Annotated in this window: 12 protein-coding genes; 4 read left to right on the forward strand and 8 right to left on the reverse strand. The window is 63.9% G+C overall.

Going from position 1 to position 14,227, the window contains the following annotated elements:
• Window positions 1-50: 50 nt before the first annotated feature.
• The 3 genes from MKD49_RS02670 to MKD49_RS02680 all read right to left on the reverse strand — a co-directional run bounded on the left by MKD49_RS02670 (window position 51) and on the right by MKD49_RS02680 (window position 2,928).
• Complete coding sequence (locus MKD49_RS02670; RefSeq protein ID WP_204725799.1) at window positions 51-1,052, reverse strand: ABC transporter substrate-binding protein; 1,002 nt, start codon at window positions 1,050-1,052, stop codon at window positions 51-53.
• Window positions 1,049-1,822 (reverse strand): ABC transporter ATP-binding protein, encoded by a 774-nt coding sequence (locus tag MKD49_RS02675; protein ID WP_252695380.1) that lies wholly within the window; start codon window positions 1,820-1,822, stop codon window positions 1,049-1,051. The genes MKD49_RS02670 and MKD49_RS02675 overlap by 4 nt, the downstream gene beginning before the upstream one ends.
• 215 nt (window positions 1,823-2,037) lie before the next feature.
• Window positions 2,038-2,928 (reverse strand): NAD-dependent epimerase/dehydratase family protein, encoded by an 891-nt coding sequence (locus MKD49_RS02680; RefSeq protein WP_252695381.1) that lies wholly within the window; start codon window positions 2,926-2,928, stop codon window positions 2,038-2,040.
• Between the two features lie 36 nt (window positions 2,929-2,964).
• On the opposite strand from MKD49_RS02680, the gene MKD49_RS02685 reads away from it, so the two are divergent.
• From MKD49_RS02685 to MKD49_RS02695, 3 genes are all read left to right on the forward strand, one after another.
• Complete coding sequence (locus tag MKD49_RS02685; RefSeq protein ID WP_252695382.1) at window positions 2,965-4,014, forward strand: CDP-6-deoxy-delta-3,4-glucoseen reductase; 1,050 nt, start codon at window positions 2,965-2,967, stop codon at window positions 4,012-4,014.
• A 420-nt stretch (window positions 4,015-4,434) separates the two neighbouring features.
• Entirely contained in the window at window positions 4,435-5,637 is a 1,203-nt protein-coding gene (locus tag MKD49_RS02690; protein WP_034334028.1) for an acetylornithine transaminase, read from the forward strand.
• Between the two features lie 3 nt (window positions 5,638-5,640).
• Window positions 5,641-6,198, forward strand: coding sequence for a C40 family peptidase (locus MKD49_RS02695; RefSeq protein WP_134137433.1), 558 nt, complete (start codon window positions 5,641-5,643; stop codon window positions 6,196-6,198).
• Between the two features lies 1 nt (window position 6,199).
• On the opposite strand, the gene MKD49_RS02700 is transcribed toward MKD49_RS02695, so the two are convergent.
• The 5 genes from MKD49_RS02700 to MKD49_RS02720 form a co-directional block, all read right to left on the reverse strand.
• Window positions 6,200-6,973 (reverse strand): FadR/GntR family transcriptional regulator, encoded by a 774-nt coding sequence (locus MKD49_RS02700; RefSeq protein WP_204725800.1) that lies wholly within the window; start codon window positions 6,971-6,973, stop codon window positions 6,200-6,202.
• An 8-nt stretch (window positions 6,974-6,981) separates the two neighbouring features.
• On the reverse strand, window positions 6,982-8,043 hold the full coding sequence (locus MKD49_RS02705; RefSeq protein ID WP_204725801.1) for an Ldh family oxidoreductase: 1,062 nt from the start codon (window positions 8,041-8,043) through the stop codon (window positions 6,982-6,984).
• Between the two features lie 46 nt (window positions 8,044-8,089).
• Window positions 8,090-9,586 carry a tripartite tricarboxylate transporter permease gene (locus MKD49_RS02710; protein WP_134137436.1) on the reverse strand — a complete coding sequence of 499 codons (1,497 nt, stop codon included), beginning with the start codon at window positions 9,584-9,586 and terminating at the stop codon, window positions 8,090-8,092.
• A 9-nt stretch (window positions 9,587-9,595) separates the two neighbouring features.
• Complete coding sequence (locus MKD49_RS02715; RefSeq protein ID WP_252695383.1) at window positions 9,596-10,129, reverse strand: tripartite tricarboxylate transporter TctB family protein; 534 nt, start codon at window positions 10,127-10,129, stop codon at window positions 9,596-9,598.
• 82 nt (window positions 10,130-10,211) lie between these two features.
• Window positions 10,212-11,195: a tripartite tricarboxylate transporter substrate binding protein gene (locus MKD49_RS02720; RefSeq protein WP_252695384.1), complete on the reverse strand. Its 984-nt coding sequence runs from the start codon at window positions 11,193-11,195 to the stop codon at window positions 10,212-10,214.
• 1,035 nt (window positions 11,196-12,230) lie between these two features.
• On the opposite strand from MKD49_RS02720, the gene MKD49_RS02725 reads away from it, so the two are divergent.
• On the forward strand, window positions 12,231-13,970 hold the full coding sequence (locus MKD49_RS02725) for an IlvD/Edd family dehydratase (RefSeq protein WP_252695385.1): 1,740 nt from the start codon (window positions 12,231-12,233) through the stop codon (window positions 13,968-13,970).
• Window positions 13,971-14,227: the final 257 nt, after the last annotated feature.

The raw sequence follows: 14,227 nt of genomic DNA on the forward strand, positions 1-14,227 counted from the left end.
GGTCCGGCCAGGGTGAAGACAAAAGGAAATCGATCAGGCGCAGTGCCGCATCACAGCTTGCGCGCGTTCTGCCACGACAGGTCGGTGATGGAATTCACATCGAAGGGCTTGCCGTCGCGGGTCTTGAGCGAACCTTGCGATTGCAGGATATCGGCGATTTCCTGCATGCGGTCCTGGTCCTTCTTGCTGATCTTGGGGGTGAAGGTCTGGCTCTTGATGGCGTCGCGGATCACGTCCTCGCGCAATACTTCGCCGTGCTTCAGGGTCTTCAACACCGGCTCGGCGATGAAGTATCCGGCGATCAGCTTGGAGGCTTCGGCAGGCTTCTTCTGCAGCAGGGTGATGGCGTCGCGTTGCGCATCCAGCGACTTCCAGACGGCATCGCGTTTCTTCTTCAGGGTCTCGCCAGAGGTGATGACGACCATGCAGGGGAAGGGCCAGACTTCGCCGATTTCATAGACCTGCTTGACCGGTGCGATCAGTTGCGCAATGCGCGCCTGCGGCTCGAACAGGAAGGCCGCATCGACGCGCTTGCCCACCAGCGACTGCACGGCCACCTGGGGCGAGACGCCCATCACGTTGACGTCATCGGGTTTTATTCCCGCATCGCGCAACACCACACCCTTGAGCACGGTGTCAGCGGTACTGCCTTCGGCTTGCGAAGCCAGGGTCTTGCCCTTGAGGTCAGCCACCTTGTTGATGCCGGAATCCTCGCGCGCCACCAGGGCGTGATAGCCCAGCTGCGCACCGCCGACCACCTTCAGGTCCGCGCCCTTGGAGGCCCAGGCCACGGCATTGGAGAAGCCGAACACGCCGCTGTCGAGCTGGCCGCCGACGATGGCCTTGACCAGGTCGGTGCCGGACTTGAATTCGATCAGTTCCACATCCAGGCCGTACTTCTTGTAGAGGCCGGCTTCATAGGCGGCCATGGCCTGGGCATCGTCCATGACGCGCAGGTAGCCGATCTTGAATTTTTCCAGGGCCAGGGCGTTGCCCGAGAAAGCCAGGGCCGCGGCGGTGATGGCCGGTGCCAGGATGCGTGCGAGTGTCATACTCCTACCCCTTCTAAGTTTTTGGACAATTCGTCCTGCTCGGCGTGGATGCCCAGCAGGCAAAGGATTTCGCGGCGGATGGCCGCGAATTCGGACAGGTCGTGCGTCTTTTCGTGATGCACGAGATTGAATTCCTTCAAGACCTTGGCCGGACGCGGGCTGAACACGAAGATGCGGTCAGCCAGGAACAGCGCCTCATCCACATCGTGCGTCACCAGCACCACGGTCGGGCCCTGCTGGCGGATCAGGTCGCGCAGGGCATCCTGCAGGGTCATGCGGGTGAGCGCATCGAGCGCACCGAAGGGTTCGTCCAGCAGCAGCGCCTTGGGCTGCGAGATGAAGGCACGCGCCAGGGCCGCGCGCTGGCGCATGCCGCCCGAGACCTGGTGCGGATAATAGTTTTCGAAACCCTTGAGCTTGACGTTCTCCAGCCAGACACGGGCCTGGTCGGCGGATTTCTTCTTGTCGACATTCTGGAATTCCAGTGCCAGCGCCACGTTCTGCTGCAGCGTCAGCCAGGGATAGAGCGCGTTTTCCTGGAACATCAGGGTGCGCTCGGGATGCGGTCCGCGAATGGCCTGGCCGTCGGCCGACACGGTGCCGCTGCTGGCTTTTTCCAGGCCGGCGGCCATGTGCAGCAGGGTCGACTTGCCACAGCCGGAAGGACCGACCAGCGCGACCAGCTCACCCGAGGCGATCTCGCGGGTGAATTCCTCGATCACGTGCAGGTCGCCGAAACGCTTGGCGACGTTGTTGAAAGATAGCTTCATGTGGTCCGCGGACGGGCCGCGCGTGGAATGGATGGAACGGAAGAGGCGCGCCGGTGCTGGCGCACGCGCCGGTCAGAAACTTCACAGGCTGCTCCAGCCTCCCCCATTGAGTCAGGCATGCACTGTACTGAGCCCGGCTATGCAAAACAACTACTTAAAAATCGTATGCTTATTCGTATTTCGAATAAGAAAGGTGGGCAAAACGCATAAAGGCGTCAGCCCTTCGTCAGCCTTTGCTCCCGCCATTGGGTCAACAGGCTCTGCACATCGGGATAGCGCAACTGCACGCCCAGCTCCTCCTTGATGCGGGCATTGTGGAGGCGGCGCGATTCCGACATGAAGGACAGCATCATCGGCGAGACGCTGCGTTCCAGCTCGCTGCGCGGCAGGCGCGGCGGACGGGAAAGACCGGCGGCATCGGCCACGGCGTCGAAGTAGTCGCCCATCTTGAGGTCGGTATCGTCCACCGCGTGATAGACGCGATTGGGGGCGCCCAGGCGCATCGCCGCCAGGCAGATGCGGGCCAGGTCGTCGGCGTGGATGTGGTTGGTATGCACGTCCTCCTGCGCCACCAGCGCCGGCAGGCCCTTGTGCAGGCGCTCCAGCGGCAGGCGGTCGGCGGCGTAGATGCCCGGCACGCGCAGGATGGAGAGCTTGCCGTGGCAGCGCCGGGCCCAGGCGCGCAGCACGGTTTCGGCATCCACCCGGCGCACGGCGCGGGCGTTCTGCGGACGCACGCTGCGGGTCTCATCGAAACTTGCGCCAGCGCAATCTCCGTAGACACCGGTAGTGCTGACATAAACCAGGCGCGCGCCCTCGGGTAAAATGGCGGCCAAATTGCGAGTGCGGCGGTCGATGCGGCCCTCGGACTGCGGCGGCGCCAGATGCACGATGGTCGGTGCCAGGCGCGCCAGGCGGCCCAGCGTCAAGGGGGCGTCCAGGTCGGCCACGATGGGAATGGCCCCGGCGGCGCGCAGTTCGGCGCGGCGATCGGGGTTGCTGGTCACGGCCAGTACGCGGTAGCGCGGCAGCAGCAGCGGCACCAACCGCAGGCCGACATCGCCGCAGCCCAGGATCAGTACGCGGGGCAGGCCCAGTTTTTTCACGGTGTTCAATCCAAATTTATCCAGAAGCAGAATTGTATGAGTTTCCAAGTCACAGTCCAGCCCAGCGGTCGCCAATTCTCCTGCGACGCCAGCGAATCCATCCTCACGGCCGCCATCCGCGCCGGTGTCGGCCTGCCCTACGGCTGCAAGAACGGCGCTTGCGGCTCCTGCAAGGGCAAGCTGGTCTCGGGTGAGGTCGAGCACGGTCCGCACCAGGTGCGCGCCCTCTCGGAGCACGAGCAGCAGCTGGGCCATGCCCTGTTCTGCGTGGCCAAGCCGCACAGCGACGTCACCATCGAGGCACGCGAAGTGGCCGGCGTGGGCGAGATCCCGGTGCGCAAGCTGCCGGTGCGCGTGGCCAAGCTGGACAAGGTGGCCGACGACGTCATCATCCTCTCGCTGCAGCTGCCGGCCAATGACCGCCTGCAGTACAAGGCCGGCCAGTACGTGGAATTCCTGCTGCGCGACGGCAAGCGCCGCAGCTACAGCATGGCCACCGCCCCGCACAAGGATGAGCACATGAGCCTGCACATCCGCCACCTGCCGGGCGGCCTGTTCACCGACCAGGTCTTCACCACCCTGAAGGAACGCGACATCCTCCGTATCGAAGGCCCGCTGGGTACCTTCTTCCTGCGCGAGGATTCCGACAAGCCCATCATCCTGCTGGCCTCCGGCACCGGCTTTGCACCCATCAAGGCCATCGTCGAGCAGTTGGAACATGCGGGCTCCAAGCGCCCGGTGACCCTGTACTGGGGCGGCCGCCGCCCGCAGGACCTGTACATGAGCGCCCTGTGCCAGCAGTGGGAACAGGACCTGCCCAACTTCAAGTACGTGCCGGTGGTCTCGAATGCCCAGGCCGAGGACAACTGGAGCGGCCGCACCGGCTTCGTCCACCGCGCCGTGATGGAAGACTTCCCCGACCTGTCGGGCCATCAGGTCTACGCCTGTGGCGCGCCGGTCGTGGTGGAATCGGCACAGCGCGATTTCAGCGCCGAATGCGGCCTGCCGGAAGACGAGTTCTATGCCGATTCCTTCACTTCCGAAGCCGACCTGGCCAAGGCCGTGTCGGACACGCCGGCCGCCTGACGGACCGGGTGCGGGCGCCGGTGCTGTCATGCCGGCGTCACGCACATTTGCGAAGATGCCGCGCAAGCCTGATGCCGCGCGGCCCGGCGAGATGCGATGAAATTGCAACGGTGGCCCGCCTGATGCGCCTGCAAGCGGCTCCGGCGGGAAATTTCTTTTTGACGCTCTGCGCAAAACGTCCTAAACTTCACCGCATGATCGCCAACGCCACATTCTTACGACGCCGCAGCCAACCTGAGAAAGGTTTGCTGCTGCGCGCGTGAAGTGAAACGAATCGCGAAGCCACAGGCAAACCCTGTGGCTTTTTTTTATTCGCCATTTTGGGTCTGTCGTGCGCCTGCCGCCTAGCGCTTAGTGCTCATGTGTCAGCAACGGTCTGCACCACCCTCCCAACCACCCTATTCTTGCAGGAGCCTCTCGATGCAATTGAACCAGTCCGACACCAACAAGCTGATGTATGTCACCAACCGCCCCGAGCTGGTCTTCACCGAAGGCCATGGCATGTGGTTGACCGACCATAACGGCAAGCGCTATCTCGACTACCTGCAAGGCTGGGCGGTCAACACCCTGGGCCACTCGCCGCAATGTATCGCCGACGCCCTGAACGCCCAGAGCAAGAAGCTGATCAACCCTTCGCCGGCCTTCTACAACGCGCCCTCCATGGAACTGGCCGAGCTGCTGACGGCCAACTCGGTGTTCGACCGCGTGTTCTTCGCCAACAGCGGTGCCGAAGCCAACGAAGGCGCCATCAAGCTGGCCCGCAAGTGGGGCAAGAAGAACCCGGCCGCCGATGGCTCCTCGCGCTTCGAGATCATCACCTTCAAGCACAGCTTCCACGGCCGTACCCTGGCCACCATGTCGGCCAGCGGCAAGGACGGCTGGGACACCATGTTCGCCCCGCAGGTGCCGGGCTTCCCCAAGGCCATCCTGAATGACCTGGCCAGCGTCGAAGCGCTGATCGGCAGCCACACCGTGGCCGTGATGCTGGAGCCGGTGCAAGGCGAAGGCGGCGTCATCCCGGCGACCAAGGAATTCATGCAAGGCCTGCGCCGCCTGACCAAGGAAAAGAACCTGCTGCTGATCGTCGACGAAGTGCAGGCCGGCATGGGCCGTACCGGCCAGCTGTTCGCCTACCAGCACTCCGGCATCGAACCGGACATCATGACCCTGGCCAAGGGCATCGGCGGCGGCGTGCCGCTGGCGGCCCTGCTGGCACGTGAAGAAATCGCCTGCTTCGAAGCCGGCGAACAAGGCGGCACCTACAACGGCAACCCGCTGATGACCGCCGTGGGCGTGGCCGTGATCAAGGAACTGCTCAAGCCCGGCTTCATGGAATCGGTGCGCGAGCGCGGCCAGTACCTGCGTCAGCGTTCGCTGGAAATCTCCGAGAAGTATGGTTTCGAAGGCGAACGTGGCGAAGGCCTGCTGCGTGCCCTGCAACTGGGCCGCGACATCGGCCCGCAGATCGTCGAAGCCGCACGCAACCTGGAGCCGGTGGGCCTGCTGCTGAACTCGCCGCGCCCGAACCTGCTGCGCTTCATGCCGGCCCTGAACGTGACCAAGGAAGAGATCGACCAGATGTTCTCCATGCTGGAAGACGTCCTGGCCAAGATCGGGAAGTAAGCGATGGCGGGGCGCGCAAGGATGGCATGGACGCACAGGGCCGCTGCGCCCTCTTCCCGGTCGGCACTGGCTGCAGTATGTGCGGCACTGGTGCTGGCCGCCTGCGGCACGGCACCGACCGCGCCCCCCATCGCCCGGCTGCCCGGTGCCCCGCAATCGCAGGTACCGGCGCTGCCGGCCACCGACAATGGCAATGAAGTGGCGCTCTATGCGCTCTCGCTGATCGATACCGGCTACCGCTTCGGTGGCAAGAATCCGTCGGCGGGTCTCGATTGCAGCGGCATGGTCAGCTACATCTTCGGCCAGGCCGCCAATTACCGCATCAGCGGCAGTGCCGCCGACATCGCCCGCAAGGGCCGCCAGATCGATCCTTCGCAATTGCGCGCGGGCGACCTGGTGTTCTTCAACACCCAGAACCGTCCCTTCTCGCACGTGGGCATCTATCTCGGCGATGGCCGCTTCGTGCATGCACCTTCCACCAATGGCAAGGTGCACATCACGCGCATGGACAATCCCTATTTCTCGCGCCGCTTCGAAATGGCGCGCACCTACTTCAACTGAACTACTTCAACTGAAGCGAAGTCTTGCGGGCGGGCCGTTTGCGCGGCGCGCTCTCCTGCTGCTGGCGGTTGCCGTATTCCCGGATCAGATTGGCGCTGTAGCGCGTGAAGGCGATATCCATGTGCCGCCGCATGGCCGCGCGCGCCTGCTCAGGGTTGCGCTCGCGCAGGGCCTGCATGATGAGGCCGTGCTCCTCGATGGCTTCCTGCCAGACGCGGGTGCCGTCGAAGTGGCTGTGCAGACGCTCGAACAGCGGGCCCAGGCGGGCATCGAAGAGCTGCGTCACCAGCCCGACCAGCACGCTGTTGCCGGTGGCCTCGGCCAGTCGGATGTGAAAGAGGCGATCGGCTTCCAGCGGATCGATGCCCGCTTCGGCATGCGCGATCATGAGCGCATAGGCTTCCTCGACGGCAGCGATCTGCTGCTTGCTGCCATGCTGGACGGCGGCATAGGCCACTTCGCCTTCGATCATCTCGCGCGCACGGATCAGTTCCAGCGGTCCTTCCTCGCCGGACAGATCATGCCGCAACTCGCGCTGCATGGGCGGTGCACAGACATAAATGCCCGAGCCCATGCGCACTTCGATGTAGCCCTCCACCTCCAGCGCAATGAGCGCTTCGCGCAACGATGGACGGCTCACGCCCAGCTGCACCGACAGTTCACGCTCGGACGGCAGGCGTGAACCGACGGCGAATTCTCCGTCCACGATCAGCTTGCGCAGCTGGTCGCTGATCTGCCGATACAAGCGCTGCGGTTCGATCGCTTCGATGGGCATGATGGTCCTCAGGCGAGGGTCGCGGGAAACTCCAGATCGTAGGCGGCACCGGCTTCACGCAGCATGGGCGCAATGGTCGGATGCAGGGTCACGCCTTGCGCCAGCTGCTCGGCGCGGCGCTGCATGCCACGGTCGCCGGGCATGCGCACCTGGCCCACGCCGGGGCGCGGCGGATTGCTGCGGCAGGCCTGCGCGATGTGATCCATCTGGCGCTTGAAGTCCTGCTCGCCGCCGAAGGCCGACGGATCATAGAGCGACATGAACACCGTCGCCCCCCAGCCCGCTGCCGGATCGGCACGCCCGAAACCGGACAGGCCGCCCGTCAACGCCTCGATCAGCACGGCCAGCCCGAAGCCCTTGTGCCCTGCCGAGAGCCCGCCCAATGGCAGGATGGTGCCCGGTGGCGTGGCCGAGAGCACGGCCGGATCGCGGCTGGGATGACCGGCGCCATCGATGAGCCATTCTTCCTCGAACTGCTTGCCGGCCTTGTGCAGGCGATTGCTCATGCCGTTGGTGGTGATGGAGGCCGAGATGTCGACCAGGAAGGGCGTGCCGGAAGTGGGAATACCCGCTGCAATCGGATTGGGCGTGAATACCGCCTGCGTACCGCCGAAGGGGGCCACGCTCTGCACCGCAGGGTCCGAGCTGGCCAGGATCATCATGAAGCCCTCTTGGGTGGCACGCAGCAGATAGGCGGCCAGGCAGGCGATGTGATGGCTGTGGTGAATGGTCAGCGAAGCGGTGCCATAGTCGCGCGCCTTGGGGATCAGTGCATCGATGCCCTGATGCACCAGCCACGGCCCGGGCAGGCGGCGGCCATCCCAGGCCAGCGCGGCGGCACGCTCCGAGAGCACCTCGGGTTGGCCGGTTTTGGCCATGCTGCCCTTTTCCAGTTCCTTGACGTAGGGGGCCAGCAGCGCCAGCCCGTGCGTGTCGTGGCCCAGCAGGTCGCCATCGACCAACGTGGCGGCGACGCTGTCAGCCTTGTCGGCCTCCAGGCCTGCACGCTGCAACAGAGTGGATGCGAACTGACGCAGGGCGTCAGCGGAGAAACGTTCGGGCATTGCCATGGAACCACCTTTCCTTGCTTGAATCATCGATTGAAATCTTTTCACCTCAGGCCAGGGCCAGCGGCTTCCTGCGCACCAGCTTGAGCACCAGCGGCAACAACCACAGCAGCAGCGTGATCACGCCCAGCGTGCCGGCAATGGGGCGCTCGAAGAAGGCCAGGAACTGGCCGTCGGACTTGATCATCGAGGTCACGAAATGTTCTTCCAGCATGCCGCCCAGCACCACGCCCAGCACCGCCGGTGCCACCGGGAAACCGTTCTCTTCCATCACGTAGGCCAGCAGACCGAACACCAGCATGATGCCCACGTCGGTGACACTGTTGTTGGTCGCATAGGAGCCGACGATACAGAACAGCAGGATCAGCGGCATCAGGATGCCGCGCGGGATGGAGAGGATGCGCTTGGCCATCTTGATGCACCAGAAGCCCAGCGGCAGCATCAGCAGGTTGGCCAGGATGAAGACCAGGAAGATCGCGTACATCGACACCGGGTTGTCGACGAAGATCATCGGTCCCGGATTGAGGTTCTTCATGTAGAGCACGCCGATGACGATGGCGGTGATCGAATCCCCCGGGATACCGAACACCAGCGCAGGAATCCAGGCCCCGGCCAGTGCCGAGTTATTGGCCGCGCCCGATTCGACGATGCCCTCCGGATGGCCGGTGCCGAATTTCTCCGGCTCCTTCGACATCTTCTTGCTCATCGCATACGACATCCAGGCCGCGATGTCAGCGCCCGCGCCGGGCAGCGCACCGACCAGGGTCCCGAGGACGCTGCCGCGCAAGACCGATTTCGGATACTTGAGCATCAGCCCCCACATGCCTTTGAAGACGTTGCCCACGCGGCTTTCCGCAACCTTCATGGTGAAGTCGCGCGAGACCGCGAAGCGCAGCACCTCGGACATGGCGAACATCCCGACCATCAGCGGCACCAGCGATACCCCGCCCAGCAGGTCGGGCTGATCAAAGGTGAAGCGCGGTGCGCCGGCCGGATTGCCCATGCCGACGGAGGCGATGAACATGCCCAGGAACAGCGAGACGAAGCCTTTCAAGGGATTGTCGGAGGCGATGAAGATGGCGCAGGTCAGGCCCAGCAGCACCAGCCAGAAATATTCGAAGGAGGAGAATTTCAGCGCCAGCTCGGCCAGCGCCGGTGCCGAGAAAATCAGCACGAAGGTACCGAACAATCCGCCGATGACCGAGAACACCAGGCTGGCGCCCAGCGCAATCTCGCCCTGCCCTTTCATGGTCATGGCATAGGCTTCATCGGTATAGGCGGCCGACGAAGGCGTGCCGGGAATGCGCAGCAGGCAGCCGGGAATGTCGCCCGAGAAGATCGCCATGGCCGTGGCCGAGACCATGGCTGCGATCGCAGGCACCGGCGGCATGAAGAAGGTCACCGGTACCAGCAACGCTACCGCCATGGTAGCGGACAGGCCGGGCACCGCTCCCATGAAGAGGCCGAAGATGGAAGACCCGAGGATCACCGCCAGCACGTAGGGATCAAACACCATCGCCAGTGCGGCGTAGAGGTTGGCAAGCATGTCGTCTCCTTACCAGGCCAGGGGCGTGAGGATGCCCCAGGGCAAAGGCACCTTGAGCAGTTTGTAGAAGATGGTGTGGATCAGCAGCGCACTGGCCATCGCCACCGGCAGGGCCACCAGCACGCGGGCGCGGAACGTCAGGAACAGCGCCAGCAGCAGCACGAAGGCCGTCGGCAGGAATCCCAGGGGTTCCGAGACCCCGATGTAGAACACCAGCGACAGCGGAATCAGCAGGAAGGAAAACACCGCATGGCCGCTGCGGAACCAGTCAGGCAGCGTGACCCAGCGCAAGTCCTGCTCATCAGCCCCCACCGTGGCAATGCGCGAAGCAGGCCCACCGCGTGCTGCGCGCGCCTGCCGCAAACCGCGCAGGCCACGCAGCACCAGCAGCACGGCGCAGATCATCAGCCCGCCGGCCAGCGCCTGCGGAAATACGTTGGGCCCGATATCCTGCCCCATCGCGGGCAGGCAGGAAGAAGCGATCCAGAGCACGACCGCAAGCACAGCGATCAGCAGCCCGGACAAGGCATCATTGATTTTCATGGGACAGTCCCGAAGCGAAGAGCACGATGAGAAGAGCGAGGCAGGCGCATCGATTGCGGTCAATGCGCCTGCTCCATGCCTGTTACCTGGCCATGCCCAGGGTCTTGAGGATGGCGCCCATGTCCTCGTCGCTCTTGTCCATGAACTTGCCGAACTCGCCGGCATCGGCATACTGCGTACCGAAGCCGCGTCCGCTCATGAAGTCCTTGTATTCCTTGCTGTCGTAGATCTTCTTGAGGCTGGCCGAGAGCTTGCCCTGTACATCGGCCGGCAGGCCCTTGGGCCCGACGATGCCGCGCCAGGCACCGTTGGTCCAGGTGCTGCCGGTCAGGCTCTTGAGCGTGGGCACCTTGGGATAGAGTGCCGCCGGTTCGTTGGCCATGATCACCAGTGGCGTGGCCTTGCCTGCGTCGATCAACGAACGGGCTTCCGGCAGCGAGGCTGCGACGATGTCCACCCCGCCCGCGGCCAGGTCCACCATGGCCGGCGCAGCGCCGTTGGAGGGCACGAAGCGCACCGCATTGGGCGCGACCTTGAGGTCATTCAACATGCCGGCCAGGCCCAGGTGCCAGATGCCGCCCTGCCCGGTGCCGGACGCCTTGAGCTTGCCCGGATTGGCCTTGATGGCCTTCAACAGGTCGTCGAAGTTCTTGTAGGGCGAATCGTTGCTCACGGTCAGCGCGGCCGGGTCGAAGTTCATCAGCGCCAGCGGCGTGAGGTCGCGCGGGGTCAGCTTGGTCAGGCCCTGGTGATGCATCATCGAAATCTCCACCGTGGCGATGCCGATGGTGTAGCCATCCGGCGTGGCACTGGCGATGGCCTGGTGGCCCACCGCGCCATTGCCGCCGGTGCGATTGACCACGTTGACCGGCTGGCCCAGGTCCTTCTCCAGCAAGGCGCCGATGATGCGGGCCGTGGCATCGGTACCGCCGCCGGCGCCCCAGGGCACGATCAGCGTGACCGGACGTTCGGGCCAGGCGGCAAAGGCCGCGGGGGCGGCCAGGACGGTGCAGGCCGCGCCTGCGGCCAGGATGGTCTTGAACAAGGTTCTGCGGGTCAACTGCATGGTCTCCTCCGTTGTCATCTGCGCTCATTGCGCGCAATGGGGTGCGGCTAACGTTTTGGCAAAGGACTTTCGTTACCGCTTCTCTGACCTGCGGGGAGCGCCGGAGTGATTGGCCATGCGGAAGAGATTTCCCCCCGCTGGTCTCCTGTGTTGTCTCTGTTGCGCAGGTCTCATGCCTTGCTGCTTGTTCTTGTAATCCGGACCGGGCCGGTGAGTCTGCATCATGCTGCTGGCCGCGCCCCCGCATTGGGATGAGTCGCGCAGAGGTCATGTGGTCTGACCAGCGGAGGCTAGAATTTCACATCACCCAGGCAGTGTCAAGGATGAATCGAATGGAACAAAAAAATTCATCCTTGGTGCCATGCAGCATTAATACCCCGTCGCAAAGCCTTGCCAGCTCTGGCTTTCAGGCGGGCTGTGTGTTTTACTGCATGTTGCAGCGGCGACGCAAAAAGCCAGCCTCACAATGCTGACAAAAAGCTTTCTCGCGATCTGGTATTACCACTTGACCAAACAAATCCGGCTGCAATAGACTCGCAGCCAATTACACAAGTCACGTCGCTTCAGCGTGTCTTGCCACCGTCGGGGACGGGGCAGGCCGCAAGGCAGAACGGACGGCACAGACCCAGCCGCCACGGCACCTGCCGGCGGCCCCAGGCAACGGAGACATCCCATTGGCTTATCCAGGCACAGCATCGCATGTGAACCGCAGGACGCCGGCTGGCCGGGCGCAAACGCGCCGCGCCGCCACCGCTGCCAGCGTGCGTGCGCGCCGCGCCTTGCATCGCTGCTCCGCTTTCGGGTCCCTGCTGGCCTTCCTGCTGATTGATTTTTCCCGCTATTTCTTTGACCAGGGCGACAGTCATCCTGTCGCCGCGCGCGCTCTCGCCTGAGTTTGACAAAGACCAGGTTCGCGCAGGCAGCAAGCATTGAACGGCACTGCCGGCCTCATCCGGCTGGCAGCACATGGATCGCATGAAGCAGGGCAAGGGACGCAGTGCGCGCTTGCGCACGCACCTTGCCAGGGAAACGACAATGACTGACGACACCAGGAAAAAATCCACCCGCCGCAGCCAGGCCTGGTTTGGCCGCCAGGACCGCGATGGTTTCATCTACCGCTCCTGGGTGAAGAACCGCGGCATCCCGCACGACCAGTTCGATGGCCGTCCGGTGATCGGCATCTGCAATACCTATTCCGAACTGACCCCCTGCAATTCGCACTTCCGCGCCCTGGCCGAACAGGTCAAGATCGGCATCTGGGAAGCCGGCGGCTTCCCGCTGGAATTCCCCGTGATGTCGCTGGGCGAGACCCTGCTGCGCCCCACCGCCATGCTCTACCGCAACCTGGCGAGCATGGATGTGGAAGAGTCGATCCGTGCCAATCCGCTCGATGGCGTGGTGCTGCTCATGGGCTGCGACAAGACCACGCCGGCGCTGCTGATGGGCGCGGCCTCGGTGGATGTGCCGACCATCGGTGTCTCCGGCGGTCCGATGCTCTCGGGCAAATACCGTGGCCGTGAACTGGGTTCCGGGACGGGCGTATGGCAGATGTCGGAAGATGTGCGCGCCGGCAAGATGACGCAGGAAGAATTCTTCGAAGCCGAAAGCTGCATGCACCGCTCGCACGGCCACTGCATGACCATGGGCACGGCTTCCACCATGGCCAGCATGGTCGAGGCGCTGGGCGTGGGCCTGCCGCACAATGCCGCCATTCCGGCCGTCGATGCGCGCCGCAACGTGCTGGCCCGCAACGCCGGCCGGCGCATCGTGCAGATGGTGGACGAAGACCTGGTGCTCTCCAAAATCCTCACCCGCCAGGCTTTTGAAAATGCCATTCGCGTCAACGCCGCCATCGGCGGCTCCACCAATGCGGTGATCCACCTGCTGGCCATTGCCGGCCGCATCGGCATCCAGCTCGACCTGAAGGATTGGGACGACATCGGCCAGCAACTGCCCTGCCTGCTGGACCTGCAGCCCTCGGGCAAATTCCTGATGGAAGATTTTTACTATGCGGGCGGCCTGCCGGCGGTGATCCGCCAACTGGAAAGCGTGATCGACAAGACCGCCCTGACCGCCAACGGCAAGACCCTGTGGGAGAACTGCCAGGATGCGCCGAACTGGAATCCGGAAGTCATCCGCAGCTTCGACCAGCCCTTCAAGGAAGCGGCCGGCATCGCCATCCTCAAGGGCAACCTGGCCCCGGACGGCGCCGTCATCAAGCCATCGGCCGCCACCCCTGCCCTGCTCAAACATCGTGGCCGTGCCGTGGTCTTCGAAAACAGCGACGACCTGCACAAGCGCATCGATGACGAGAACCTGGACGTCGATGAAACCTGCGTGCTGGTGCTCAAGAATTGCGGCCCCAAGGGTTACCCCGGCATGGCCGAAGCGGGCAACATGCCGCTGCCGCCGAAGGTGCTGCGCAAAGGCATCACGGATATGGTGCGCGTCTCGGATGCGCGCATGAGCGGGACCGCCTACGGCACCGTGGTGCTGCACGTCTCGCCGGAAGCGGCCGCCGGTGGGCCGCTGGCGCTGGTGCAGAACGGCGACTTCATCGAACTCGATGTGGAGGCGCGCAAGCTGCACCTGGATGTGTCGGACGAAGAACTGGCACGCCGCCGTGCGCAATGGCAAAAGCCGGAACTGCCGCCGCAGATGCAGCGCGGCTGGGTCAAGCTCTATGTGGACCACGTGCAGCAGGCCAACCAGGGTGCGGACCTTGATTTCCTGGTCGGCAAGAGCGGACCTTACGTGCCCAAGGACAATCACTGAACTGGCCTGCCCTTGCCTCCAGCAACGGCGGCAAGGGCAGGAGAAATTTTCAAAGCCAACTGGCTTGACCGAATCCCACCTGCAGCAACGCATCAGGCATCACAAGCTTCACAGGCTTCAACAAGCAGCATTAAGCAAAAGTTAAGGGTCATTCAAACAGCATTAAATTCAGCTTAATACCAGCATCCGTCGTACCCCGGGACCACGGTACAGCCACACAAGCGGCGGCCGTGTTCCAGGAAGTAGTTGCATCAGGT

It is taken from the genome of Herbaspirillum sp. WGmk3, from assembly GCF_023952535.1.
GTDB classification, from domain to species: Bacteria; Pseudomonadota; Gammaproteobacteria; order Burkholderiales; family Burkholderiaceae_D; genus Herbaspirillum; species Herbaspirillum huttiense.

Bases quoted from the DNA above. Each gene is read 5' to 3' on its own strand.
- MKD49_RS02670 (WP_204725799.1), bottom strand. From the start codon at position 1,052: ATGACACTCGCACGCATCCTGGCACCGGCCATCACCGCCGCGGCCCTG.
- MKD49_RS02675 (WP_252695380.1), bottom strand. From the start codon at position 1,822: ATGAAGCTATCTTTCAACAACGTCGCCAAGCGTTTCGGCGACCTGCAC.
- MKD49_RS02685 (WP_252695382.1), top strand. From the start codon at position 2,965: ATGAGTTTCCAAGTCACAGTCCAGCCCAGCGGTCGCCAATTCTCCTGC.
- MKD49_RS02690 (WP_034334028.1), top strand. From the start codon at position 4,435: ATGCAATTGAACCAGTCCGACACCAACAAGCTGATGTATGTCACCAAC.
- MKD49_RS02695 (WP_134137433.1), top strand. From the start codon at position 5,641: ATGGCGGGGCGCGCAAGGATGGCATGGACGCACAGGGCCGCTGCGCCC.
- MKD49_RS02700 (WP_204725800.1), bottom strand. From the start codon at position 6,973: ATGCCCATCGAAGCGATCGAACCGCAGCGCTTGTATCGGCAGATCAGC.
- MKD49_RS02705 (WP_204725801.1), bottom strand. From the start codon at position 8,043: ATGGCAATGCCCGAACGTTTCTCCGCTGACGCCCTGCGTCAGTTCGCA.
- MKD49_RS02710 (WP_134137436.1), bottom strand. From the start codon at position 9,586: ATGCTTGCCAACCTCTACGCCGCACTGGCGATGGTGTTTGATCCCTAC.
- MKD49_RS02715 (WP_252695383.1), bottom strand. From the start codon at position 10,129: ATGAAAATCAATGATGCCTTGTCCGGGCTGCTGATCGCTGTGCTTGCG.
- MKD49_RS02720 (WP_252695384.1), bottom strand. From the start codon at position 11,195: ATGCAGTTGACCCGCAGAACCTTGTTCAAGACCATCCTGGCCGCAGGC.
- MKD49_RS02725 (WP_252695385.1), top strand. From the start codon at position 12,231: ATGACTGACGACACCAGGAAAAAATCCACCCGCCGCAGCCAGGCCTGG.